Below are 25,489 nucleotides of genomic sequence, written 5' to 3'. Positions count from 1 at the left end.
CGCGGCGGTGGAAGCGATCGCCAGAGAGGCCGGCACCGTCGACATCCTGCTCAACGCCGCCGGCTTCGTACATCACGGCACCGTGCTGGATTGCTCCGACAGCGACTGGGACTTCTCGTTCGATCTCAACGTCAAGTCGATGCACCGCACGATCCGCACCTTCCTGCCCGCGATGCTGGAAGCTGGACGCGGTTCGATCATCAACATCTCCTCGGCCGCCGGCGTCTACAAGGCGGCGCCGAACCGCTACGTCTACGGCGCCACCAAGGCCGCCGTTGCGGCGCTGACTCGCGCGGTCGCAGCGGACTTCATCACCCGCGGCATCCGCTGCAACGCGATCTGCCCCGGCACGATCGAAACGCCGTCGATGCTCGGCCGCGCCGCCGCCGCGGGCCCGCAAGGCCGCGAGATGTTCGTATCGCGCCAGCCGATGGGCCGCCTCGGCACCGCCGAAGAGATCGCAGCGCTCGCCGTGTACTTGGCCAGCGACGAAAGCGCCTTCACCACCGGCGTCGCGCATATCATCGATGGCGGGTGGACGTTGTGAGGCAAAAACAGAACGTCCGTCATTGCGAGCGAAGCGAAGCAATCCAGAGCGCCGTGCACTGAACTGGATTGCTTCGTTGCTTCGCTCCTCGCAATGACGCAGGTTCCGTTTCGTGCAAAGAAAGAAAAGCCAATGAACACCATTGATCTCAACCATCGCTGCGCCGTGGTCACCGGCGGGGCGCAGGGATTTGGGCGGGCGATTGCGGAGCGGTTCGTCGCGTCCGGCGCGCGGGTCGCGATCTGGGATCACGACATTGCGCTGGCCGAGACCACGGCGAAGGAAATCGGCGACGACGCCGTGCTGGCGCTGCAGGTCGACGTCACCGATGCGGCGGCGGTCGACCGCGCCCGCGACGCGACGCTGTCGGCGTTCGGCAAGATCGACATCCTGGTCAACAATGCCGGCGTTGCGGGGATCAACAAGACCGTGTGGGACACCGACTACGAGGAATGGCGCAAGGTGCTGCGCATCAACCTCGATGGTCCGTTCATCTGCTGCAAGTCGATCGTACCCGCGATGATCGCCCATAAATACGGCCGCATCGTCAACATCGCCTCGATCGCCGGCAAGGAAGGCAACCCCAACGCCGCTCACTATTCGGCGTCGAAAGCCGGCCTGATCGCGCTGACCAAATCGCTCGGCAAGGAACTGGCGTCCTACGACATCACCGTCAACGCCGTGACACCTGCGGCGGCCAAGACCGCGATCTTCGACCAGATGACGCAGCAGCATATCGACTTCATGCTGTCGAAGATCCCGAAGGCCCGCTTCGTGCTGGTCGAAGAACTCGCCGCGATGGTCGCCTGGCTGGCCTCGGAAGATTGCTCGTTCTCCACCGGCGCCGTGTTCGACATTTCGGGCGGCCGGGCGACTTACTGAGGGGCGCGCTTCACGGAAACGGCGAGCCTCAACCGCCCGGCTTGCTCCATTCCATGATCAAGAACCACGGCGCTCGGCGATAGCGGGCGACCGTTTCGGGATCGCCACCTTGTGGCAGCGGCTCGGAGAAATGCCGAAGCTGAAGACCACTGTCGATCAGCAACGACATGTAAGTGCTGAGCGGCCGATGCCAGTTGCGGATATGGATCCCGCGCCATGACACCCAGTCGGCGCGCTCGTCCATGTAGTTGTCGATGCGAAATTGAAGCTTGCCGTCGGCGTCGCGCGTCCAGCCGTCCGGCTGTGCGGCCGTCGTGAAGCTGTTGAGGTTGGCAATCAGCAGCGCTCCACCGGGTCTCAGGACGCGGGTCATTTCCGCGATCGCCGCGATCAGGTCCGGAATGTCGATCAGCATCAGATAACTCACCACCAGATCGAACGAGCCGTCTGGAAAATCAAGCGCCTCGGCCCGGCCAATCCGATAGTCGCCGTCACGATCGAGAGCCCTTGCGCGCTCGATCAGCGCCGGCGTCGGATCGATCCCGACGGCCGCCACATCCAGGCTACGTAGTTTGCGGCAGAACCGGCCCTCCCCGCATCCGACATCGAGGGCGCGGGCATATCCGCCGGCGGCCGCCCGCGCCAGCATCGGGGCATCAAGAACGAACCGCCGTCCGAAATCGCCTTCGTCGGCCATGTCGGCGATCCATGCCGCTGCCGACTGATCCCATCCTTCAGACATACGATAGCCGCCACTCACGACGTCGTGGATCGCTCGACCGACCGGTCAGGGCGGTGATCAGCCCCTGCCCTTGGTCCGGAAGATCACCGGCAGGCTGAATGTCAGCCCCTCGTCGGCGATCAGCGGCGGGGGTGCAGGCACGGGGTCGGCGCGCTTGACCATCTCGAGTGCGGCCTGGTCAAAGGCCGCGTCGCCGGAGCCTTCGACGATCCGGGTCGACAGCACATGACCGAGACGGTCGAGTTCGAAGCTGACGACGATCTTCACGTTCTTCTGCGAGGCGTCCTTCGGATAGCGCTTGTGCTTGTCCAGATAGGCGACCAGTTCCTTCTGCCAGGTCGCGCGGATACGCTGGGCGGCTTGGCCGACGCCCTGAGCGGGGGCCACCGAGCGCGGTCCCTCCTTGGCGGTCTCGTTGCTTGGCATCGCGGTGGCTTCGGCGGCGACCGACTCGGTCGAGGCCTGTTGTTGCACCACCGCCTTTTCCTTCTGCTCCTCGTCGGGCTTCTTGGCTTCCTGCTCGGTGACGACGCGGTCGGCCTCTTCGGTTTGCTGCGGCGTGTCCTTCGGCAGGTCGCTTTCCTTGACCTCGGCCTTCTGCTCGTTGAGCGCGGGCGACGCCGCAGAGGCATCCGTGTCCGGGCCTGGGGGCAGATCGGTCGCCTCGTGCTTCGGCGACATCATCTCGACGCCGACCTCGATCGCCGGTGAGCCCAAAGCGTCATCGTCCAGATCGTCGGCCCGGCTGGCGAGGGCGAGTGCCGCGCCCCCGGCATGCAGTCCGACGGCGACGACGCCGGCGACCAGCCACAGCGTTCGCGAAGGCTTGCGTGAGAAATCGAAGTCGGTCATCGGCTCAACAATCGTTTGGCGTCCGTCCCTACGGAGCTGCCTTACCATGGCAAGCCGCCGGAACGGCCTCCCACCGCGCGCCTGCGGCGCCACGCCGCAAATCGCGCCTTGTCAGTTTACTGAGCGGCGCCTGGCGCCGATCCCGGCACGCCCTCGAGCGCCACCAGCTTGATCTTGGCGTATCCCCCGGCGCGCAGCATCTCCAGCACGTCCATCAGTTCGCCGTACGGCACCGCGCGATCGGCGCGCAGGAAGATGAAATGGTCCTTGCTCATCTCCGGCATCGTATTGAGCGTCTGCACCAGATCGACGCGCTTGACCTGGTTCTCGCCGATCGCCACCGCGAGATCGGACTTGATGCTCACATAGGTCGGCTTGTCCGGCCGCTTCTGCGGCGTCGCGGTGGAGGTCGGCAGACTGACCGGCAGATCGACCGTCGAGAGCGGAGCCGCCACCATGAAGATGATCAGCAGCACCAACATGACGTCGATGAACGGCGTGACGTTGATCTCGTGGGTCTCGTCGAAATCGTCGTCGAGACCGTCGGAATCGTTGAGCGAGACGGCCATCGCTTACTCCGCCGCGCGGACGTGACGACCGCCGCCATGGCTGCGATCGAGATCGCGCGACAGCAGCCGACCCGCCGCGCCCGATGCGCGCGCCACCATCTCGAGATAGACCTTAATCTCGCGTGAGAAGTGATTGTAGATGATCACCGCCGGAATGGCCGCGACCAGACCGATCGCCGTGGCGAGCAGCGCCTCGGCAATGCCGGGCGCGACCACCGCGAGGTTGGTGGTCTGCGACTTCGAAATGCCGATGAAGCTGTTCATGATGCCCCACACCGTGCCGAACAGGCCGATGAAGGGCGCGGTCGCGCCGATCGTGGCGAGGAAGCCCATGCCGTGCCGCATGTGCCGCGACTCCGCCCGAACGATCTCGCTGAAGCTCGAAGCCGCGCGCTCCTTGATGCCCTCATCGCTGGTGAGCCCGGCCGATAGCCGCGCCTCGTGGAGCGCCGCGCTGAGCAACATCGACAACGGGCTGGTCTTGTCGCCGAGCGCCAGCTGAGCTTCGGACATCGAACGCGCTTCGCTGACCTGCTTGAGCGCCGAACGGAGCCGCCAGCGTGCGCGACCGAGTTCGATCTTCTTGGCGATGAAGATCGTCCAGGTGATCACCGAGGCCAGCGCGAGCCCGACCATCACGGCCTTCACCACGATGTCGGCCTGCAGGAACATCGACCACGGCGACAGCTCCGAAAGCCCCGGCGCCACGCTACCGTTCGGCGTGGAGCCGGAGCTCGGCAGCGCCTGGGTCGAGCCCGTCGTGTCCGGTGCGGCGGCGGACGGTTGCGCCGCAGGTGACGACGTCACTGCCGGAGCGGACGGCTGCTGCGCAAAGATCGGCGCGACAGGCGCCGCGAGTGCCAGCGACAGCAACGCCGCGGTGATCAATCGGATTTTCGACAGTTTCATACTTCGGCCCAGTAGCGGATGAGGTTGTGATAGATACCGGTCAATTTGACCGTTTCAGGGTCATCGCGTCCCAGCCGCTCGACCAGGGCCTGAATGGCGCCGTCGAGATCGTAAATCATGCTGCGCGCATGGGCATCACGTACCATGCTCTGCAGCCAGAAAAAAGACGCGACTCTGGCGCCGCGGGTCACCGGAGTGACCATGTGCAGGCTGGTCGATGGGTAGAGAACGCAATCGCCGGCGGGAAGCTTCACCTCGTGCGAGCCGTAGGTATCTTCCACAACCAGTTCACCACCGTCATATTCGTCCGGCTCAGCCAGAAACAGCGTGACGGATAGGTCGGTGCGAATGCGCAGGCCGGTGAGCGGATCACCGCGCACCGCGTTGTCGACGTGGATGCCGAAATGGTGATTACCCGACGCGGCGTAGCGATTGAACAGCGGCGGGAAGATCTGCAGCGGCACCGCTGCAGACACGAACTTCGGGTTGGCTGTCAGCGCCGAGATGATGCGGCGGCCGAGCGCGCGTGCCAGCTCGCCGTCGGGCGGAAGCTGCTCGTTGCGCTTGACCATGGCCGACTGAGCGCCGGCGGTGGAGCGGCCATCCTCCCAGTCTGCCGCATCCATCAGGCGGCGAAACTCCGCCACCTCAGGCTTCGACAGAACTTCGGGAATACAAACCAGCATGACAACTCCAGTCCCGGCGGCGCGTCAGAGCGCGCCGCGCAGGGTGAGCCAGACCGACCGGCCCGGCGCGATGAACACGAACGGCGAGTTGCTGCGATAGAACGCGTCGTAATAGGTCGTGTTGAAGATGTTGTTCACCGAGAGCTTCGCGGTCAGGTGCTTGTCGACCTTGAATTCGACGAAGCTGTCGAACCGCCAGTGTTCCGGCAGCACGTTGCCGTTGATGGCGCCGAAGGTGCCGCCGTAGATCTTCGAAGCGTACACCGCCTGCCCGCCGACTTCCCAATGGTCGTCGAACTTGTACTTGGTGAGCAGGTTGAAGGACTGATGCGCGATGTTGGCGAGCTTGGCGCCGACCTGTGTCGGATCGACCGACTGCAGCACCTCGCTCTCCATCAGCACCAGACCGCCGAACACGCTCCAGCGCTCGGTGATCTTGCCGGCAGCTTCGAGGTCGATGCCGCGGACGCGATACACGCCGGTCGCCAGGATGTTGTTGCCCACCGTCTCGCGGGCGTTCGACTTCTCGGTCTGGAACAGCGAACCGGTCAGCAGCAGATGCCGGTCGAACAGCTCCCATTTGGTGCCGACTTCGACCGCCTTGTTCTGCTCCGGCTGCAGCGCCTGGAACGTCGTGTTGTTGACCACGAGGCCGCCATAGGCGGTGCCCGAAGCGTCGAGTTCGGCGCCGACCGGATTGCTCGACGTCGCATAGGCGGCGTACAGGCTGGCATAAGGCAGCGGCTTCACCACCGCGCCGAGATTGTAGTTCCACATCCCGGACTGCACGCCGGTCGAGCTCGAGGCGGTGAAGCCGTTGATGTTGTAATCGTCGTAGCGCAGGCCGCCATTGAGGATGACGACGTCGTTCCAGTTCGCCGTTTCGATCAGATAAGCGGACTTGGTGTCGACGTTGATGAAGGTCGGATTGTAGGCACGCTGCGGAGAACTCGCGAACTGGAACTCGTTCGGCGGCGACAGCAGCGGCACGGTGATGCGGCCGCCGGTCTGGAAGCCCGTCAGCTCCGACGTCAGGCCCGCATAGGTGTCGCGCATCACGCTTTCGCGCGAGATTTCGGCACCACCGATCAGCGCATGCTTCACCGGACCGGTGTCGAATTTGTAGGTCAGGTCGGTCTGGTTGGCGAGCACGTTGGTGACCTGATAGCGGCTCTGCGACGCGAGCTGCACGGTCGTCGCGGTCGGATTGCTCGGCAGCGTGCCGATGTAGTCGAGCACGGAGCGGCCGGCGCGCGAGCGGTTGCTTAACGTCAGGTCAGGGGTGATGGCGAATTCGCCCGTCACCGTGCCGAAATCCTGCTGGGCTTTCTGGAAGTCGCGATTGACGAAGCCGTAATAGGTCTCGCGCGGCACGTTCACGCTGGTCGAGGGCAACCGCAACGCAGTGTTGTAGGGCACGCCGAAATCCGGCAGGCCGCTGAGATCGGTGTGGACGTAGTTGGCGCTGATCTTGATGGCGTCGGTCGGCGTCCACTTGATGGCGCCGAGCGTGCCCCAGCGGTCGTCGTTGACGTAGTTGCGGCCGGCAACGTTGGCCTGCTGGTACAGGCCGTCGACGCGCACCGCGAGCGTCGGGCTCAGCACCTGGTTGACGTCGACGGTGACGCGCTTGGTCGCATCGGTGCCGAACGTGGTCTCGGCCTTGGTAAAGTTGCCGGCCGTGGTCGCCTGCTTGGTGACGATGTTGATGGCGCCGCCGGCGGTGCCGCGGCCCGCCATGGTCGAGGCCGGGCCGCGCAGGATCTCGACCTGCTCGGTGAAGAAGTTTTCGCGGATCGACACCGCTGGATCGCGGATGCCGTCGATGAACACGTCGTTGCGCGCGTCGAAACCGCGGATGAAGAAGCGGTCGCCGAAGGCGTTGCCGCCCTCACCGGTGCCGAGCGTGACGCCGGCGGTGGAGCGCGCCACGTCGCGCAGCGAGGTCGCGTTCTTGTCTTCGAGCACTTCCTTGCTGAGCACGGTGACGGTGCGCGGGGTGTTGATCAGCGGCTCGGTGAATTTGGTGCCGGACAGGCGATCGACCTTGTAGGGCGCCGCCGCGTCCGCATAGGGATTGGCGTCGGCGGAGAGCGATCCCGCATTGGGAAACGGCACCGGAGCCACCGGGGTCGGCTGCGCGCGGCGGGCGGCACGGCGCAGCGCGGTGCGCGCGCGGACCTGATCGGGCGTGGGCGTCGCCGCGGGCCGCGGCCGCGCCACCGGCGCATCGACCGTCACGGCGGGCAGATTGGACTGCTGCGCTTCGGCGCCACCGATCGACGCCACCGCGATCATGCCGGCGACGGCGGAGACCTTGCGGCCATAGTGACTGTCGAACTCGTCGTTGAAGCTTCTGATCGCCGCTTCGGCGCGCAACGACCTCGGCGCCTTCGTCCCGCTGATAACCGCCCCACTCATTTGCCCATAGCCCCCGAAAATTGCAGTTGGTAATTACCTGCAGTTTTCAGTGGTATCGGCCGCTAAATTGAGGGTCAACGCGCGTGCGTCTTTGTCGCGCTGGAATCGTTCAAGATCAAAACGGTTCTAAACTATCACCTCCGGAAACATCCGGAGGTATAGGCGCAATGCGACGCGAAATGCCGAGAAGCTGAGCATCTGCAAAGTCTTTGCGCGTCGACGTCTGGTAATCAGATAGTGGCAACGCGCATCGCTTCACGCGCGTGAGTTACACGCGCGCTCACTCCTCCGCCGGACTCGGCGGCTTCATCAGCGAAAACAGTTCGTCGACCGTCTGCTGCGCGGTCAGACGCACGCGTTCGGTGTCGAGCGCGCCGCCGATGCGGATACCCGCGACCACCGCGCGGATCTCGTCGCGAAACTCGCTGAGAAAACGCAGCGGATCGGCCTGATCGTTGGCGACGCGCGCGATCAGACCTGTGATCAGGATCTGGCAGGCGATCATGCGCCCGTTCAGCTCTTCCATGCCCCTCTCCGGACCGCCCCAGCGGCGATGCCGGACGGGACGTAGCCGGGGATATGACCGACCGCCGCCCACCTGACAATTGGAAGAGTTCTCAACTAGAGCTGCCGAGCGAGGAACCCTGCTCCCCGCCCACGGTCATCTTACCGAACGAGGCCGCCCGGGCGGGGGGCAGATCGGACGCCCGGCAAGAGCGAAGACGCGGCCGCCTGACTGCACGCATCGCGTGTTGCGAGCGGCTTTTCGCGGCACTTCATGAAGCTTTGGCAATGTAGCACAAACTCAAGGGTTATTGTGTTTACACTGCCCGCACACGCAGTTAGTTGCAGATGAAAACCTTACCGCCGCTTGGGCTGAACGGCGCTTGCCCGTGTGACTTCTGGCGGCAAAAGCATCGGATCGGCCATGAGCAATCCCCGCACCCTCCGCCGGGTGGTCACCGTTCTTGCGCTTCTCGGGGTGGCCGGGGCCGGCACCTGGGGCTGGCAACATTACCGGGCCGGTTCCGGCAGCCATGCCTCCGGCGAAGCCACCAAGGACTCCGCCAAAGCGAGCCGCGGACCGGCCGTTCCGGTGACGATCGCGACGGTGACGAAGGCCCCCTTCCCGGTCTATCTCACCAGCCTCGGCACGGTGCAGGGCTTCAACACCGTCGTGGTCCGCACCCGCGTGGACGGCCAGATCGACCAGATCACCTTCAAGGAAGGCCAGATCGTCAAGGCGGGTGACCTGATCGCCCAGATCGACCCCCGTCCGTTCCAGGCCACGCTCGACCAGGCGAAGGCCAAGAAAGCCCAGGACGAGGCCAATCTGGCCAACGCCCAGCTCGACCTCAGCCGCTCTGTCCGGCTCGGCGAATTCGCCACCAAGCAGCAGACCGACACCCAGCGCTCCACCGTTCAGCAGCTCACCGCTCAGATCGCGGCCGACGAGGCGGCGATCTCCAACGCCCAGACGCAGCTCGACTACGCCAGCGTGCGGGCGCCGATCTCCGGCGTCACCGGCATCCGCCAGGTCGACAAGGGCAACATCGTCAATGCGGCGACCCAGACCGGCATCGTCACCATCGCCCAGATCGAGCCGATCGCAGTGATCTTCACCGCCCCCGAGGAGCGCGTCTCCGACATCAACAAGGCACAGGCGGCGCATCCGCTGCAGGTGATCGCGCTGTCCACCGACGGCAAGACGCGGCTGTCCGAGGGCACGCTGTCGGTGGTCAACAACCAGGTCGATTCCAACAGCGGCACGGTGCGGCTCAAGGCGGTGTTCGACAACAAGGACCACGCGCTGTGGCCGGGCCTCGCGGTGTCGACCGAACTGCTGATCAAGACCCTCGACGACGTCGTGATCGCGCCGAACGAAGCGGTGCAGCACGGTGCCGACGGGCTCTATGCCTATGCGGTCGATGCCGACAACAAGGCCCAGGTCCGCAAGCTCGAGGTCGGGCCGACCAACGACCGCAACACCGTGATCGAGCGCGGGCTCGAGCCGGGCGACCGGGTGATCGTCGCCGGCCAGTACAAGGTGAAACCCGGCTCCACGGTGGCCTTCAAGGTCGCCGACGGGCAGCCGCCTCCCGCACCCACCACCGGATCGGCCGCCGGCGGAGCGCGCTGAGATGAACGGCGGCATCTCCTCTCCGTTCATCCGCTACCCGATCGCCACCTCGCTGCTGATGGCCGGCATCCTGTTCGTCGGCCTCGTCGCCTATCCGATGCTGCCGGTGGCGCCGCTGCCGCAGGTCGACTTTCCGACCATCCAGGTGTCGGCCAGCTTGCCCGGCGCCAGCCCCGAGACGATGGCGTCCTCGGTGGCGCAGCCGCTGGAGCGGCAGCTCGCCCAGATCCCCGGCGTCGCGCAGCTGACCTCGACCAGCTCGCTCGGCTCGACCGCGGTGACGATCCAGTTCGATCTCAGCCGCGCCATCGACGGCGCCGCCAACGACGTCCAGGCCGCCATTAACGCCGCCGGCGGCCAGCTGCCGAAGACGCTGCCGAGCCCGCCGACCTACCGCAAGGTCAACCCGGCCGACTCGCCGATCCTGCTGCTGTCGGCGACTTCAGAAACGCTGCCGCTGATCGAGGTCAGCGACGCGGTGGACGCCCAGCTCGCCCAGCAGATCAGCCAGATCACCGGCGTCGCCCAGGTGCTGATCGGCGGCCAGCAGAAGCCCGCGATCCGCGTCCAGGTCGATCCGGCCAAGCTGGTCGCCAAGGGGCTGTCGCTCGAGGACGTCCGCACCCGCATCGGCATCACCACGGTCGACAGCCCGAAGGGCAATATCGACGGCGCCAAGCGCAGCTACACCATCTACGCCAATGACCAGCTGACGCGCGCCAAGGATTGGAACGACGTCATCATCGCCTATCGCAACGGCGGGCCGCTCCGGATCCGCGATATCGGTCAGGCGGTCGCCGGCCCCGAGGACGCCAAGCAGGCGGCCTGGGCCAACGGCAAGCGCGGCGTGTTCCTGGTGATCTTCAAGCAGCCGGGCGCCAACGTCATCGACACCGTCGACAAGATCAAGGCGCAGCTGCCGCGGCTGGTCGCGGCGATCCCGCCGGCGGTCAAGATCGAGGTCATCAGCGACCGCACCCAGACCATCCGGGCCGCGGTCGAGGACGTGCAGTTCACCCTGCTGCTGACCATCGCGCTGGTGGTGATGGTGATCTTCCTGTTCCTGCGCAATCTGTGGGCGACCATCATCCCGAGCGTCACGGTGCCGCTGGCGCTGCTCGGCGCCTGCGCGCTGATGTGGGCCGCCGGCTATTCGCTCGACAATCTGTCGCTGATGGCGCTGACGATCTCGGTCGGCTTCGTGGTCGACGACGCCATCGTGATGCTGGAGAACATCACCCGCTACATCGAGGAAGGCGAAACTCCGATGGCCGCTGCGCTGAAGGGCGCCGGCGAAATCGGCTTCACCATCGTGTCGATCTCGATCTCGCTGATCGCGGTGCTGATCCCGCTGCTGCTGATGGGCGGCATCATCGGCCGGCTGTTCCGCGAATTCGCCGTGACGCTGGCGATGACCATCGTGGTGTCGCTGGTGGTGTCGCTGACGCTGACGCCGATGATGGCGTCGCGCTTCCTGCGCAACGAGCATTCGGTCAAGCACGGCCGGCTGTACGAACTCAGCGAGCGCGGCTTCGAGGCGATGCTGCGCGCCTATGAGCGCGGGCTCGATCTGGTGCTGCGCTGGCGCCTGACCACGCTGATGGTGTTCTTCGCCACCGTCGGCCTGTCGGTCTATCTGTTCATGGTGATCCCGAAGGGCTTCTTCCCGCAGCAGGACACCGGCCTGATCACGGCGTCGTCGGAGGCCGCGCAGGACATCTCCTTCGCCGACATGATGAAGCACCAGGAGGCGCTCGGGACGATCGTGCAGGCCGATCCCGACGTCGCCAGCGTGGCGATGGCGATCGGCGGTTCGGGCAGCGCGCTCAACACCGGGCGCATGTTCATCACCCTGAAGCCGCGCGACGAGCGCGCCTCCAATGCCCAGCAGATCATCGCCCGGCTGCGGCCGAAGCTCGAAAAGGTCGAAGGCGCCCGCCTGTTCATGCAGGCCGCGCAGGACGTCCGGCTCGGCGGCCGGCCGACCCGCACCCAGTTCGAATACACCCTGCAGGACGCCAACCTGACCGAGTTGAACGAGTGGGCGCCGAAGGTGCTGGCCAAGCTGCAGACACTGCCGGAGCTGCGTGACGTCGCCAGCGATCAGCAGACCGAAGGCACCACGCTGACGCTGACGATCAACCGCGACACCGCCTCGCGCTTCGGAATCCAGCCACAGCTCATCGACGACACCCTGTACGACGCCTTCGGCCAGCGCCAGGTCGCACAGTACTTCACGCAGACCAACTCCTATCACGTCATCCTGGAGGTGCTGCCGGCGCTGCAGGGCAAGGTCGAGTCGCTGGACAAGATCTACATCACCTCGCCGACCACCGGGGACGCGGTGCCGCTGTCGGCCTTCGCCAAATGGACCACCGTGCCGGTGCGGCCGTTGTCGATCGCGCATCAGGGACAGTTCCCGGCCACCACGATCAGCTTCAACCTGGCGTCGGGCGCGGCGCTCGGCCAGGCCACCGAGGCGGTGCAGCGGGCGATGGCGGAGATCGGCGCACCGCAGACGCTGAACGGCAGCTTCCAGGGCACCGCGCAGGCGTTCCAGCAATCGCTCGGCACCGTGCCGCTGCTGATCCTCGCCGCGCTCGTCGTGGTCTATCTGATCCTCGGCATTCTCTACGAGAGCTACATCCACCCGCTGACGATTCTCTCGACCCTGCCCTCCGCCGGTGTCGGCGCGCTGGCGATCCTGATGGCGTTCGGCTTCGATTTCAGCCTGATCGCGCTGATCGGCATCATCCTGCTGATCGGCATCGTCAAGAAGAACGGCATCATGCTGGTGGATTTCGCCATCGCGGCCGAGCGCGACGAGCACCTCGACCCCGAGCAGGCGATCCGCAAGGCCGCGCTGCTGCGCTTCCGCCCGATCATGATGACCACGATGGCGGCGCTGCTCGGCGGCGTGCCGCTGATGCTCGGCACCGGCACCGGCTCGGAAATCCGCCAGCCGCTCGGCTACGCCATGGTCGGCGGCCTCGCCGTCAGCCAGGCGCTGACGCTGTTCACCACCCCGGTGGTCTATCTCTATCTCGACCGCCTCTCCAACGCCCTGACCAATTGGGGCCGCAGCCGCCGCGCGGAGCCGGGCCACCCGCACGGCGAGGTCAAGCAGGCGGCGGAGTGAAGCAGCCGAACCGGTCGATCTGAACTGTCATCAATGTCAGGAAGCCCCTTGCAGGACCGGCCCGACCCCGCTAGAAGTCGCCCCCATCCGAGCCGCCGGGCCGGCCCGATTCACCCCGCCCCCGGCTCGACCCAAAATGCGTGGCTTCGCCGGCATTTTCGGTGGGGAATGGTGTAACGGTAGCACAACAGACTCTGACTCTGTTTGTCTTGGTTCGAATCCAGGTTCCCCAGCCACCCGCCTGCTTTGGTAAACTGAAAATCGCTCCTCACGCCGTTAGGCTAGAGGTTGAGCTTGTGCTTCGGGGGCATCGCGGCAATGCCGAACGGCATGGGCACCGATATCCGACAAATCAACGAATGCCTTTTGGCCCTCAGCGGGGCCCATCGCTTGAACGGCGGCACGCCACAAACTACTGTCGCGCGCTAATACTTACCAGCCGCAAAGGCTTCTGCAATGACTGGAGCAGGTCACAGCGAAGTAGTGGTAGTAGCAAAATCTGCCGCTAGCGCGATCTTAGAAATTGATGAGGAAGTCGTGATCAACCATGGCCCTCCGCACCCTTTTTCAATACGATTTTGGACAAACTACGATAGCAAGTTTGACACGGCGACACCTACCAAATTTTGCGCCGAAGGCCGGGGCCCGGCAGACAACCTAGACGATGCCGGCCAGAGATTTGTGAACGCGGCACGTGCTGGGAGCAGCTTGCTGGCTTTTATTGCCAACGCCGATATCGGCCCACTTAAGCCTGAACTGATCTTCGATGCCTCCCCGGATAGGACTGAACATGAATACTTGCAGATAGTCCAGCCAGACCCACCACTCGTGGCAATCCCAAATCGTCGAATCGACATTGAAGCGGTCACCGCGGCAGGAAGCGCGCTCGCTGCACACCCAGAACTGATCAGGCTAAGGAGAGCCATAGTCCAGTACTCAATGGCTCTCAGCTTCTGGGCACCAGGCCAGGAAATTCAGTGCTTAGCCCACCTCTACATGGGTGTAGAAGCTCTTACAAAGGCACAGCTCAATTATTATTTGAGCACGCACCGAATTAATCAGGAAGACTTAGTCCACGAATGGAAAATCGATAAGAAACATTTGGATGCCGCAGTTCGCCTTAGGCTTATCTTCCATGGCGACCAAGATACGTACGCAATCGCAAAGAAACTCAGCGACGGATTTGAACACGGCTATCTCGAATATGCCGATATGTACTCACCCGCCCGCGAGGTCGTAGTGAGAACGGCGCGCCATCTCAGGCGTGCTGCCCTCGAAATGCTGGGCCTTGAATGCAGAATACTCTCGCGGTTGCTCGGCAAAGACTTTGATGCGCCGAAAGGGCCGCTAGCTCTTGTGCAGTATCTGCGCGGCGTTTTGATTGGCCCACCGGAGAAACTCGCAGCTTCAGACGAACGATATCCGCTGATGCAGCTAAAGAATTGGGAGATAAAATCGGTCACCCGAAACGGGGACGGCCAATACAGCTTCACACCGAAGAGCGTATTCACCGCAAAACTAGGCGACGGCATCTCGTTTCAGCCTCAGCGCTTCGAAGTATGGGACGGCAGCACAATCATCGACATATGAACGAAATGCCTCGTCTCAATAAGCTTCCACAAACACATCATACCGCACCGTCTTCCCCACGATCTGATACGACGGCTTCCGCACGCCCTGCAGCGGCTCCGCCCGCAGCGGCCATTTCAGCACCACCCGGCCGCAACGCGCGGCGAGCGCCGCTTGCATCAGCTCGGTCACATCCGGGTCAGTCCCGACGATCTCCCGCAGCAGCCGCATCTCCTGCTTCACCAGTGCGGTCTTGGTGCGTTCGGGGTGCATCGGGTCGACGGTGACGACGTCGGCCTGCAGGGTCGGCAGCAATTCGCGGGCGTCGCCGTGCAGCAGCGTCATGCGGGCGACGATGACGGCGAGTTCGGAGCTCTCCGCGCGCGCGGCCTCGAGACCTTCCGTCAGCAGTGCGTGGACCTGCGGCGAGCGCTCGATCAGCGTCACGGTGGCGCCCATCGCGGCGAGCAGAAAGGAGTCGCGGCCGAGGCCGGCGGTGGCGTCGATGACGGTCAGCGTCCGGCCCGGCGCCATGCCGGTCGCCTTCAGCAGCGCATGGCTGCGCGCCGCGCCGGTGCGCAGCTTGTAGCCGGTCGCGCCGCCGACGAAATCGACGGCGAGCGCGGGCCGGCCGGCCTTGGCCATCGGCCTATTGCAGGCTGAGCGCCACGAAGCGAAGCTCACCGTCGCCGTTGGAGACCAGCAGCAGGACCGACTTCTTGCCGTCCTTTTTGAGCTGGTCGACCCGCTTCTTGATGTCGGCGGCGCTCGCCACCGATTCCTGCGCGACCTCGACGATGACGTCGCCCGCGCCGAGACGCTTGTCGGCAGCGTCGGAGCCGTCGTCCACGCCGGTCACCAGCACGCCCTTGACGCTGTCCTTGATCTTGTAGCGGCCGCGCAGGTCCTTCGACAGCGCGGCGAGATCGAGGCCGAGCGCCTTCTGCGTCACCGGCTTCTCGGGCTCCGGCTGCGACTTCGCCGAGGCCGGCTGCGGCTTGGCGCCGTCGTCGAGGCGGCCGAGCGTCACCTGCTTGGTTTCTTCCTTGCCCTTGCGGATGATCACCACATCGACGGTCTTGCCGACCGCGGTGTCGGCGACGACGCGCGACAGGTCCTTCGGCTCCTTGACGTCCTTGCCGTCGAACTTGACGACGACGTCGCCCGGCTCGATGCCGGCCGGCTTGGCAGGGCCCTTGTCGTCCACGCCCGCGACCAGCGCGCCGCGCGCCGGCTTGATGTTGAGACTCTCGGCGATCTCGTCGGTGACCTGCTGGATGCGGACGCCGAGCCAGCCGCGGCGCAGCTCGCCGAACTGGCGAAGCTGATCGACCACGCCGACCACCGTCTTCGACGGCACCGCGAAGCCGATGCCGATCGAGCCGCCGGACGGCGAGATGATCAGCGTGTTGACGCCGATGACTTCGCCGTTGAGGTTGAACAGCGGGCCACCGGAATTGCCGCGATTGATCGCCGCGTCGGTCTGGATGTAGCTGTCATAGGGCCCGGAGTTGATATCGCGGTTGCGCGCCGAGACGATGCCGGCGGTCACCGTGCCACCGAGCGAGAACGGGTTGCCGATCGCCACCACCCACTCGCCGAGCCGCAGCTTGTCGCTGTCGCCGAACTTCACCGAAGTGAGCGTCTTGCCGGCCGGCGGGGTGAACTTCAGCACCGCGAGGTCGGTCTTCTTGTCGACGCCGACCAGCTCCGCCTTGATCTTGGTGCCGTCGTTCATGATCACGTTGATCTCGTCGGAGTCGGCGATCACGTGGTTGTTGGTGACGACGACGCCGGACGGATCGATGATGAAGCCGGAGCCCAGCGAGTTGGTCTTGCGCGGGCCGCCATCCTTGCCGCCGCGGCGGTTCTTGAAGAAGTCGTCGAAGAATTCCTCGAACGGCGAACCCGGCGGCAGGTTCGGCTTGGCGCTGTTACCCTCGCTCGGCGAGCCCTTGGCATCGACCGTCTGGGTGGTCGAGATGTTGACCACCGCGTCGATCACCTTCTCGGCGACATCGGCGATGCCCTCGGGGCCGCGCGCCTGCGCCGGCGCCACCGTGAAGGCGGTGGCGGCGCCAAGGCACAAGGCCGTCAGCAGGGGCCTGATGCGAAGGCCGAAGGCTTGGGTCGCAGCGGACATGATCGGGACATCTCCTGAACGAGGCGCGACGCCACCCGGCGCGGCCATCTGACAACACTGCGCCCGGTCCGGTCCCCGGCGCAAGCATCGGAATCGATTGAAACTACTCCATCCGCCGCACCGATTGCGGCGAAATGCAGACACCGCGGCTCACGATGGCGTTGGACGAAACCGCCGGAGGGAAGCGCGCCGGCCGCCGCCCTCACCCTTCGGATGCGATGGCGATGCAGATACGGACGATCGGCAGCCGGGTTCCACCCAGCACAACGCGGTTCAGTGGCGAACCAGCCAGATCAGCACCAGGCCGAGCACGGCGGAGACCAGGCCGACGGCTCGCAGCACATTGTCGGGGGTGGCGAGCGCGCTCTTCATGGCACGCCGCATCCAGCTCGGGCTCGCGGCGAAGATCAGGCCTTCCAGCACGAACAGTACACCTACCCCGATCAGGAGGTCGGCGAATGCGAAAGACCTCATGCGACTGTATCCTCCCGGCCGGTGGTCGATCCCGGCTGCAATTGTCAAAGAGCGCGGACCCTGCGGCCCGCGCCCCTTATCTCGCGCCTGTTCTAATCGAGCCTATCGGGGAACGCAAAACGCATTCCCGCCCGATAGCTATGCCCGGCCGCTAGCGCGGCGCGGCCGGCGCCGCGGGCGCCCCTGCCGCCGGAGCCGATGCGGCCGGAGCCGACGCGGCTGTGGGGACGCCGTTGCGACCGCCCGGGCTTCCGAAGAAGCGGAAGAAGTCGGAGTCGGGCCGCAGCAGATAGCGAGTGTCCGAGCTCTTCAGCGCGTTATCGTAGGCGGTCATCGACCGATAGAACGCAAAGAATTCCGGATCCTTCGAATAGGCCGAGGCGAACAGACGGTTGCGCTCGGCGTCGCCCGAACCACGGATCTCTTCAGCCTGCGAGTTGGCCTCGGCGACGATCACGGTCGCCTCGCGATCCGCTTTGGAGCGGATCTCCTGCGCCTTCTGGCCGCCCTGTGCGCGGAACTCGGCGGCCTCGCGCTGACGCTCGGTCTGCATCCGCTGATACACGGCCTGGCTGTTCTGCTCCGGCAGGTCGGCGCGGCGGATCCGGACGTCTACCACCGAGATACCGTAGTTCTCGGCCTCGCGATCGAGCTGGGTGCGGATGCGCTGCATCAGGCCTTCGCGCTCGTCACGCACCACCTGGATGAAGGTGACTTCGCCGAGCACGCGGCGCAGCGCGGCGTTCAGCAGCGTGGTGAGCTGGATGTTGGCGGCCGGAATGGTGCCGACGCTCTGATAGAAGCGCAGCGCATTCTTGATCCGGTAGCGCGCAAAGGCGTCGACCACGAGCCGCTTCTGGTCCGACGCGATCACTTCCTGCGACGGATTTTCGAGGTCGAGGATGCGCTTGTCGATGCTGATCACCGAGTCGATGAACGGCGCCTTGAAGTGCAGACCCGGTTCGGTGACGACGCGCACCGGCTCGCCGAGCCGGACCAGCAGGACCTGCTCGGTCTGGCGCACGGTGAACAGCGACGACCAACCGACGATGATGACGACCAGCAGAACGATCAGGCCGACGATGCCAGCGATACCTGCCCTCATCGGTTGCCTCCCTGGGTCTGCTGGTTCTGCTGCGGCTGCGCGGCCGGCGCCGCCTGGCGGCGCGGGCTGAGTTCGCTCAGCGGCAGATACGGCACGACGCCCTGGCCCGAGTTGGGACCGGAACCGGGGTCATAGACCAGCTTCTCGGCCGGGCCGAGCACGCGCTCCATGGTTTCGAGATAGATACGCTCGCGCGTCACGTCGGGAGCCTTCCTGTATTCCTCATAGACGTCGAGGAAGCGCGCGCTCTGGCCCTTGGCCTCGGCGACCGCCTGCCCCTTGTAGCCTTCGGCGTTCTGAATGATCTGCGCGGCGCGCCCCTTGGCATCGGGGATGATGCGGTTGGCGTAGGTCTGCGCCTCGTTCTGCAGTCGCTCGAGGTCGGCGCGCGCGGCCTGCACGTCGCGGAACGCGTCGATGACCTGCTGCGGCGGGTCGACCTTCTGCATCTGCACCTGCTGCACCAGGACGCCGGCGCCGTAGCTGTCGAGCGTCTTCTGCATCAGCTCCTGCACGCCGGTTTCGATGGTGGTCCGCGCGCCGGTCAGAATCGGCTGGATGTTGGAGCGGCCGATCACTTCGCGCATCGCGCTCTCGGCCACCGCCTTCACGGTGCCTTCCGGATTCTGGATGTTGAACAGGAAGTCGCCGACGCCGTCGGGCTTGATGCGCCACAGCACGGTGAAGTCGACGTCGACGATGTTCTCGTCGCCGGTCAGCATCAGGCTTTCCTCGGGCACGTCACGCACGGTGGTGCCGCGCCGCGCCGGATCGTTGATCAGCGTCATGCCGATGCTGATCGTCGACACGCGCAGCGCCTTCGGCAGCAGCACGGTCTCGATCGGATACGGCAGGTGATAGTTCAGACCCGGCTGCACGGTGCGCACATGCTTGCCAAAGCGCAGCACGACGCCGAGCTCTTCGGACTGCACCCGGAAGAAGCCGGACAGACCCCAGATCGTCAGCGCGCCGAGCACTGCGATGGCGATGCCGAGCCCGGAGAAATAGCCGCCCGGCAGCATCTGCTGCAGACGGTCCTGGCCACGGCGAAGCAGGTCTTCCAGATCAGGCGGCCGCGGACCCGATGATTGCGGCCCGGAGCCCCACGGCCCCTTCGGACCAGAACCCCAGGGGCCTCCACCTTGATTCTTCCACGGCATCCAAAATCTCCTCGGCGGTCCGGCGATCATGCGGACCACAATTTGTGCACGGCTTTATAGGGGACAGCCCGGGCAGGCACAACGCGCGTCGTCTCACGTCGCGAACTATGTCTTGACACCGTTTTGTCAATGCAAAGGCCTGCGCCGCCAAGGTTAACGTGCAGTGCAGCGTCGATAGGTCACATAGGTGAAATCGGCCGTATCATCGGGCCCTGCAGTATGCGGTTCGCGTGAGGCTTCCTCCCACGCGGCCGGGTCCAGCGCCGGGAATTTGGTATCGCCCTCGGGGCTCGCATGCACCTCGGTCAATTCGATACGCGAGGCGGTCGGCAACCAATGGGCGTAGACCTCTCCGCCGCCGATCACCACGATCTCGGAGGCAAAACGCCGCAGCGCATCGCCGGTTGCGACCTGCTCTGCGGCTTCGAACGACGGCGCCACGACCACGCCGCGCGCCTGAAACGCCGGATCCCGAGTGATCACGATGTTAGTACGCCCCGGCAACGGACGGCCGATCGACTGATAGGTCTTGCGGCCCATCACCACGGGCTTGTTCAGCGTGATCTGCTTAAAGCGCTGCAGGTCGGACTTCAGCCGCCACGGGATGGCATTGCCCTGCCCGATCACACCATTCTCGGCGACAGCCACGACGAAGACGATCGGCAGGCGCGAGGCGGCGGCCGGACTACTCACACCGCGACCTCTGCCTTGATATGCGGGTGCGGGTCGTAGCCGTGCAGCGTGAAGTCTTCGTAGCGAAAGCCGAAGATGTCCTTCACGTCGGGATTGATCGACATCACAGGCAGCGGCCGCGGCGCGCGGGTGAGCTGCAGCCGCGCCTGCTCCAGGTGATTGGAGTACAGATGCGCGTCGCCGAGCGTGTGGACGAAGTCGCCGGGCTTGAGGCCAGTGACCTGCGCCACCATCATGGTCAGCAGCGCGTAAGACGCGATGTTGAACGGCACGCCGAGGAACACGTCGGCCGAGCGCTGATACAGCTGGCACGACAGCTTGCCGTTCGCGACGTAGAACTGGAACAGGCAGTGGCACGGCGGCAGCGCCATCTTCTCGACGTCGGCGGGATTCCACGCCGTCACCATCAGCCGGCGCGAGTCCGGGTTGCGCTTGATCATCTCGACCACATTGGCAATTTGGTCGATCGAGCCGCCGTCCGCGGTCGGCCACGACCGCCACTGCGCGCCATAGACCGGGCCGAGGTCGCCGTTGGCGTCCGCCCATTCGTCCCAGATCGTGACGCCATGGTCGTGCAGGTATTTGATGTTGGTGTCGCCCTGCAGGAACCACAGCAGCTCGTGCACGATCGCCTTGAGCGGCAGCCGCTTGGTGGTCAGCATCGGAAAGCCGGCCGCCAGATTGAAGCGCATCTGGTGCCCGAACACCGACAGGGTGCCGGTGCCGGTCCGGTCGTGCTTTTCGGCGCCGTCGGCGAGGATGCGTTCGAGCAGGTCGTGGTATTGGATCATCGGGGCGCTCGCGGGTGTCACCGTCCTCGCGGCCGCCGGCGGCGGCTCCGGCACGGGGCTGCGGATCGTGGGACTCGCTGCCGAAAATACCCCCATGGCCCCAAACGACAAGCCAGGATCGGCCGACGCATGGCTTTGTCCCGGGTTTCTCAGGGCATTTGTCGCTTGAGCACCATCCGCCACTTCTGCACCTCCCCCCGAACCCTCCCCGCCAACGCGTCGGGGGTGCGCTGGTCTGGAGCCGGAACGATGGCGCCGAGGCCGGTCATCGGCTCCCGCACCTCGGGCTGATCCAGCGCCCGGACGACCGCCCCATTGAGGGTCGCGACCACGGCCGGCGGGGTGTTTTTCGGCGCGAACAGGGCGTTCCAGGCCTCCACCTGAAACTTCGGCAGCCCCTCTTCCGCGGCTGTCGGAATCGTCGGGACCGCGGGATCGCGCTCGGTGCCGGCGATCACATAGGCCTTGATCACCTCGGTACGCAGCGGCAACACCGCATTGACCAATTGATCGCACATATAATCCACCTGCCCCGCCACCAGCGCATCCATCGCCGGTCCGGTACCGTTGAACGGCACCCCGGTCGGATTGATCTCGAGCAGGTGGTTCAGCAGCATGCAGGCCGTATGCGAGACAGAGCCCACGCCCGCGTGCGCCAGATTGATAGTGTCCTGATGGCTCCGGACGTAAAGGACGAACTCGGCGAAGTCAGCCGCTGGAAATTCGCGTCGGGCCAGCAATAGGATCGGCATCCGCGCCACTAATGCCACCGGCGCGAAGTCGACATCGGGACGATAGCCGAGCTTGGGATACAGCGCGACAGCGGCCGCATGCGTCCCCATATGGCCAAGCACCAGCGTGTAGCCGTCCGGCGGCGCCTGCGCTGCTTTCAGCGTGCCGATGGTCCCGCCGGCGCCGACAACATTATCGACGATGATCGGCTGGCCGAGCAGCTTCGCGAGCTCCGCCGAAACGATACGCGCGACCACATCGGTCGGCCCGCCCTTAGCAAAAGGAACGATCAGCGTGATCGGACGTGACGGATAGCTCGCCTGCTGGCTGAGGGCCGGAGCGGCCAGCAGCGGAACCGCCAGGGCGGCGGCCAGAGCCGCCGCGCGCCTGAGTGCCCTCGCGCGCGCTAAGAAACGCATGTCCCGTCTCCGGCAGAATGGTTGGTGATATCCAACTAACCGGACCGAAATCAACCGGATCGAACAAACCCTGATGTGGTTCGTTGGAGCGGCACATCTGCGCCGTACGCATGCCGATCCGGACGCGAGCCCCTATGGTGCAGGCAGAACCTGCACTCGATCGTTGCGTCGGTCAGGGCAATCGCGGCTCAGTTCGCCGCGGCTTCCTTCAGCACCGGCGTCCATTTGGCAATCTCGGACTCGACGAGCTTGCCGAGTGCCTCCGGAGTCCGGTCGGCCTTCTCCGGAATAACGCTTCCGAGATCGAGCAACCGCTTGCGGACGTTGTCATCATCGAGTGCCTTCACGGCCGCCGCGTTCAACGCCGCGACAATCGGCTCGGGCGTACCCTTGGGCGCGAAGATCGCATTCCAGGCCTGTGCCTTGAACGCGGGCAAGCCGCCCTCGGTGGTGGTCGGCACATCCGGCAGCGACGGATTGCGATCCGGCGTCGCGATCGCGTAGGCCTTGATGGTGCCGCCCTTGATCTGCGGAACGGCGTTGACGATCTGGTCGCACATGAAGTCGACCTGCTTGCCGACCAGAGCGTTCATCGCCGGGCCGGTGCCATTGAACGGCACGCCGGTCGGCTTGATGCCGAGCACCGAATTCAGCAGTTGGCAGGAGACGTGCGAAACCGAGCCGATACCGGCGTGCGCTTCGTTCAACTTGTCACCATTGGCTTTCGTATAGGCGATGAACTCGGCCAGATCCTTCGGTGGGAAATCCGCCCGCGCAAGGATCAGGATCGGCGTGCCGGCCAGCAGCGAGACCGGCGCAAAATCCTTCTGCGGATGATAAGCCAGCTTCGGATACAGCGGCACAGCGGCCGCATGTGTGCCCATGTGGCCGGTAATGATGGTGTAGCCATCGGGATTGGCACGCGCAGCGCGCGTCGTGGCAGTGGTGCCACCCGCACCGACGACGTTCTCGATCACGATCGCCTGCCCGAGCGTGGTGGACATGTGCTGCGCAACGATGCGCGCGATCACATCGGTGGGACCGCCGGCCGCAAACGGCACGATCATCGTAATCGTGCGGGTCGGATAGTCCGCCGCGACGGCCGGCGTCGCGAGAATAGCGCCGGCAGCCAAGGTCGTGCGGCTCAGGCGTAGCAATCGAGCAAACAAATTCATGTCGTGGCGTCTCCTGCCCTGTCGAATTATTCTTGCAGTCAACAACAGCTCAACGACTAACAGCCGGCCAGAGTGGCGTAACGCCGCAGGGCCGGCTCAACCTTCGGATTCGACAAACACCTCGTCACGCTTGCGCCGCAACGTCGGCAGCACGGCGAGGATCAGCAGTGCCGCGGCGATGGCGAGCAGCGTCGCCGACAGTGGTCGGGTCACGAACACAGTCGCATCGCCCCGAGAAATCAGCAGCGCGCGCCGGAGATTTTCTTCCATCAGCGGGCCCAGCACCATGCCGAGCAACAGCGGCGCCGGCTCGAAGTCATGCTTGACCAGCCAGTAGCCGATCAGACCGAAAATGCCTGCCAGAACAACATCCATCGGCGCGTTGTTCACCGAGTAGATGCCGATCGAACAGAACACCACGATCGCTGGAAATAACAGCCGGTAAGGCACACGCAGTAGTCGCACCCACATCCCGACCAGCGGCAGGTTGATGATCAGCAGCATCAGATTGCCGATCCACATCGAGGCAATCATACCCCAGACCAGATCCGGCTGCTTCTGCATGACCTGCGGTCCTGGCACGATGCCGTGGATGGTCATCGCTCCGACCATCAGCGCCATCACGGCATTTGGCGGAATGCCCAGCGTCAGCAGCGGAATGAACGAGGTCTGCGCCGCTGCGTTGTTGGCGCTCTCCGGCGCCGCCACACCTTCGATCGCACCACGGCCGAAGCGTTTCGGATCGCGCGAGATCTTCTTCTCGAGCGTGTAGGCGGCGAACGACGCGATCACCGCGCCGCCGCCGGGCAGAATACCGAGGATCGACCCGAGGATAGTGCCGCGCCCGATAGCCGGTGCGGAGTCCATCAGATCCTTCTTGGTCGGCATCAGGCCGGTGATCTTGTTCTGCACCAGCTGTCGGTCCGACTCCGCGCCGGTATCGAGATTTCGGATGATTTCGGCGAAGCCGAACACGCCCATCGCCACGGTGGCGAAGCCGAGACCGTCGGCCAACTCAGGAATACCGAAGGTCATCCGTGAGGCGCCGGTTTCGATGTCCGAACCGACCATCGACAGTAGCAGGCCGAACAGAATCATGGCGATCGCCTTCAGCACCGAGCCCTTGGCCAGTACCACCGCGAAGATCAGTCCGAGGACCATCAGCGAGAAGTACTCGGCCGGACCGAACGCCAGCGCCAGCTTAGTCAGCGGCGCACCGAGCACCGCAATGAGAACGGTGGCGGCGCAACCAGCGAAGAACGAACCGATCGCGGCGATCGCCAGCGCCGGGCCGGCCCGCCCCTGCTTCGCCATCTGGAAACCGTCCAGGGCCGTGACCACCGACCCGGCCTCGCCCGGAATGTTGACGAGGATCGAGGTGGTCGAGCCCCCATACTGAGCGCCGTAGTAAATGCCGGCCAGCATGATCAGCGCGCCGACGGGCGGCAGGCCGAAGGTGATCGGCAGCAGCATCGCGACGGTGGCGATTGTGCCGATGCCTGGCAGCACGCCGACGAGAGTCCCGACGAGCGCACCGACGAGGCAAAGACCGAGATTGACCGGAGAGGCTGCGACCTGAAAGCCGAGCGCGAGGTTCGAGAATAGATCAAGCATCACGCACTCACCGCATCAGGAAGCTGGGATACAGCGGCATCGGCAACCCGAGCGCGTACGGAAACAGCAGACTGCAGCCGACTGTCAGCGCGATGCCGACAATGATGGTTTCCTTCCAGCGAGTCTCAGGCGTACCGAGCGCGGCGATTAGGAAGCTGGCGAAAGCGGAGATGATCAGTCCGAGTGGACGAATTGTCGCAGCAAAGGACAAGATTGCCAGGCCGACGAACAGCGGGCCGCGCCAGTGGAACTTCGCCATCGGTGCGCCGTCCATCAGCACGCCGGTCGCAGCAAGCACCACCCCAAGCGCCAGCAGCAACACCGCGAAGATCCGCGGTGCCGTTCCGGCGCCGAAGGAGAAGCCCTGCATTCCCTGAAGATCGCTCGACGCCCACAACGCAAAGGCTGCCACAGCGACCAGCACGAGCCCGCCGACGAAGTCCTGCGGCCCACGAATCCATCTGGGAAATACGGATTTCTCCGTGGGCCCGCTCGGCGCTTCGCTCATCACACCCTCCCCATGTCGTCGTCGCGCCCGATTGTTTTATGGGCTGCGTTGCTATCTTGCCTACCCATTTTCGTCAGACAACGCCAGCGAAACCCAAGACGCCGCCCGCGATCAGCAGCCACAACGGGTTCATCCGCGTGACACCGGCGACCACCGCGACCACCACCGTCACTACCGCCGCGCTAACAGAACGGTCGGACGCCATAGCCAGGACGAAAC

23 protein-coding genes and 1 tRNA gene are annotated in these 25,489 nt (G+C 64.9%); 6 read left to right on the top strand and 18 right to left on the bottom strand.

Features of this window, described 5'->3' with window-relative positions:
- Positions 1-547: SDR family oxidoreductase (locus ACOJTD_RS18020; protein WP_420134246.1), on the top strand; the 547-nt coding region annotated here is incomplete at its 5' end.
- Between the two features lie 132 nt (positions 548-679).
- Positions 680-1,429 (top strand): SDR family NAD(P)-dependent oxidoreductase, encoded by a 750-nt coding sequence (locus ACOJTD_RS18015; RefSeq protein ID WP_420134245.1) that lies wholly within the window; start codon positions 680-682, stop codon positions 1,427-1,429.
- A 28-nt stretch (positions 1,430-1,457) separates the two neighbouring features.
- Here ACOJTD_RS18015 and ACOJTD_RS18010 read toward each other — a convergent pair whose 3' ends face one another.
- From ACOJTD_RS18010 to ACOJTD_RS17980, 7 genes are all read right to left on the bottom strand, one after another.
- Entirely contained in the window at positions 1,458-2,126 is a 669-nt protein-coding gene (locus ACOJTD_RS18010; protein ID WP_420134244.1) for a class I SAM-dependent methyltransferase, read from the bottom strand.
- A 102-nt stretch (positions 2,127-2,228) separates the two neighbouring features.
- Positions 2,229-3,023, bottom strand: a complete 795-nt coding sequence (locus tag ACOJTD_RS18005; protein ID WP_420134243.1) for a TonB family protein — start codon at positions 3,021-3,023, stop codon at positions 2,229-2,231.
- 116 nt (positions 3,024-3,139) lie between these two features.
- Complete coding sequence (gene exbD / locus ACOJTD_RS18000) at positions 3,140-3,592, bottom strand: TonB system transport protein ExbD (protein WP_420134242.1); 453 nt, start codon at positions 3,590-3,592, stop codon at positions 3,140-3,142.
- Between the two features lie 3 nt (positions 3,593-3,595).
- Positions 3,596-4,501, bottom strand: coding sequence for a tonB-system energizer ExbB (gene exbB / locus ACOJTD_RS17995; protein ID WP_420134241.1), 906 nt, complete (start codon positions 4,499-4,501; stop codon positions 3,596-3,598).
- Positions 4,498-5,187, bottom strand: a complete 690-nt coding sequence (locus ACOJTD_RS17990) for a Fe2+-dependent dioxygenase (protein WP_420134240.1) — start codon at positions 5,185-5,187, stop codon at positions 4,498-4,500. The genes exbB and ACOJTD_RS17990 overlap by 4 nt, the downstream gene beginning before the upstream one ends.
- A 24-nt stretch (positions 5,188-5,211) precedes the next feature.
- Positions 5,212-7,593: a TonB-dependent receptor gene (locus tag ACOJTD_RS17985; protein WP_420134248.1), complete on the bottom strand. Its 2,382-nt coding sequence runs from the start codon at positions 7,591-7,593 to the stop codon at positions 5,212-5,214.
- A gap of 295 nt (positions 7,594-7,888) precedes the next feature.
- Positions 7,889-8,134: a hypothetical protein gene (locus tag ACOJTD_RS17980; RefSeq protein ID WP_420134239.1), complete on the bottom strand. Its 246-nt coding sequence runs from the start codon at positions 8,132-8,134 to the stop codon at positions 7,889-7,891.
- A gap of 402 nt (positions 8,135-8,536) precedes the next feature.
- On the opposite strand from ACOJTD_RS17980, the gene ACOJTD_RS17975 reads away from it, so the two are divergent.
- From ACOJTD_RS17975 to ACOJTD_RS17960, 4 genes are all read left to right on the top strand, one after another.
- The gene (locus ACOJTD_RS17975) at positions 8,537-9,748 is read left to right on the top strand and encodes an efflux RND transporter periplasmic adaptor subunit (protein WP_420134238.1); all 1,212 of its coding nucleotides are present in this window, start codon (positions 8,537-8,539) and stop codon (positions 9,746-9,748) included.
- A 1-nt stretch (position 9,749) separates the two neighbouring features.
- Positions 9,750-12,887, top strand: a complete 3,138-nt coding sequence (locus tag ACOJTD_RS17970) for a multidrug efflux RND transporter permease subunit (RefSeq protein WP_420134237.1) — start codon at positions 9,750-9,752, stop codon at positions 12,885-12,887.
- A 162-nt stretch (positions 12,888-13,049) separates the two neighbouring features.
- Positions 13,050-13,123 (top strand) — tRNA-Gln (locus tag ACOJTD_RS17965).
- 220 nt (positions 13,124-13,343) lie between these two features.
- Entirely contained in the window at positions 13,344-14,477 is a 1,134-nt protein-coding gene (locus tag ACOJTD_RS17960; protein ID WP_420134236.1) for a hypothetical protein, read from the top strand.
- A 15-nt stretch (positions 14,478-14,492) separates the two neighbouring features.
- Here the strand turns inward: ACOJTD_RS17960 and ACOJTD_RS17955 are convergent, their stop codons facing one another.
- From ACOJTD_RS17955 to ACOJTD_RS17905, 11 genes are all read right to left on the bottom strand, one after another.
- A complete protein-coding gene (locus tag ACOJTD_RS17955; RefSeq protein WP_420134235.1) occupies positions 14,493-15,101 on the bottom strand; it encodes a class I SAM-dependent methyltransferase in 609 nt (202 codons plus the stop codon).
- 4 nt (positions 15,102-15,105) lie between these two features.
- A complete protein-coding gene (locus ACOJTD_RS17950; protein WP_420134234.1) occupies positions 15,106-16,599 on the bottom strand; it encodes a Do family serine endopeptidase in 1,494 nt (497 codons plus the stop codon).
- Between the two features lie 273 nt (positions 16,600-16,872).
- The gene (locus ACOJTD_RS17945) at positions 16,873-17,073 is read right to left on the bottom strand and encodes a DUF2065 domain-containing protein (protein ID WP_420134233.1); all 201 of its coding nucleotides are present in this window, start codon (positions 17,071-17,073) and stop codon (positions 16,873-16,875) included.
- 151 nt (positions 17,074-17,224) lie between these two features.
- Entirely contained in the window at positions 17,225-18,178 is a 954-nt protein-coding gene (gene hflC / locus ACOJTD_RS17940) for a protease modulator HflC (RefSeq protein ID WP_420134232.1), read from the bottom strand.
- A complete protein-coding gene (gene hflK, locus ACOJTD_RS17935; RefSeq protein WP_420134231.1) occupies positions 18,175-19,338 on the bottom strand; it encodes an FtsH protease activity modulator HflK in 1,164 nt (387 codons plus the stop codon). Before hflK ends, hflC begins: the two co-directional genes overlap by 4 nt.
- Positions 19,339-19,491: 153 nt before the next feature.
- A complete protein-coding gene (locus ACOJTD_RS17930; protein ID WP_420134247.1) occupies positions 19,492-20,004 on the bottom strand; it encodes a dihydrofolate reductase in 513 nt (170 codons plus the stop codon).
- A gap of 23 nt (positions 20,005-20,027) precedes the next feature.
- Entirely contained in the window at positions 20,028-20,822 is a 795-nt protein-coding gene (locus tag ACOJTD_RS17925) for a thymidylate synthase (protein WP_420134230.1), read from the bottom strand.
- A 149-nt stretch (positions 20,823-20,971) separates the two neighbouring features.
- Positions 20,972-21,973 (bottom strand): tripartite tricarboxylate transporter substrate-binding protein, encoded by a 1,002-nt coding sequence (locus ACOJTD_RS17920; RefSeq protein WP_420134229.1) that lies wholly within the window; start codon positions 21,971-21,973, stop codon positions 20,972-20,974.
- Positions 21,974-22,161: 188 nt separating this feature from the next.
- Complete coding sequence (locus ACOJTD_RS17915; protein ID WP_420134228.1) at positions 22,162-23,148, bottom strand: tripartite tricarboxylate transporter substrate-binding protein; 987 nt, start codon at positions 23,146-23,148, stop codon at positions 22,162-22,164.
- Between the two features lie 96 nt (positions 23,149-23,244).
- Positions 23,245-24,762: a tripartite tricarboxylate transporter permease gene (locus ACOJTD_RS17910; RefSeq protein ID WP_420134227.1), complete on the bottom strand. Its 1,518-nt coding sequence runs from the start codon at positions 24,760-24,762 to the stop codon at positions 23,245-23,247.
- 7 nt (positions 24,763-24,769) lie between these two features.
- Positions 24,770-25,270, bottom strand: a complete 501-nt coding sequence (locus tag ACOJTD_RS17905; protein WP_420134226.1) for a tripartite tricarboxylate transporter TctB family protein — start codon at positions 25,268-25,270, stop codon at positions 24,770-24,772.
- Positions 25,271-25,489 lie beyond the last annotated feature (219 nt).

Source organism: Rhodopseudomonas sp. (genome assembly GCF_048594845.1).
In the GTDB taxonomy this organism is placed as follows: Bacteria; Pseudomonadota; Alphaproteobacteria; order Rhizobiales; family Xanthobacteraceae; genus Rhodopseudomonas.
The sequence above is the reverse complement of the archived record's forward strand: the minus strand, read 5'-3'. Positions and strand labels throughout refer to the sequence as shown.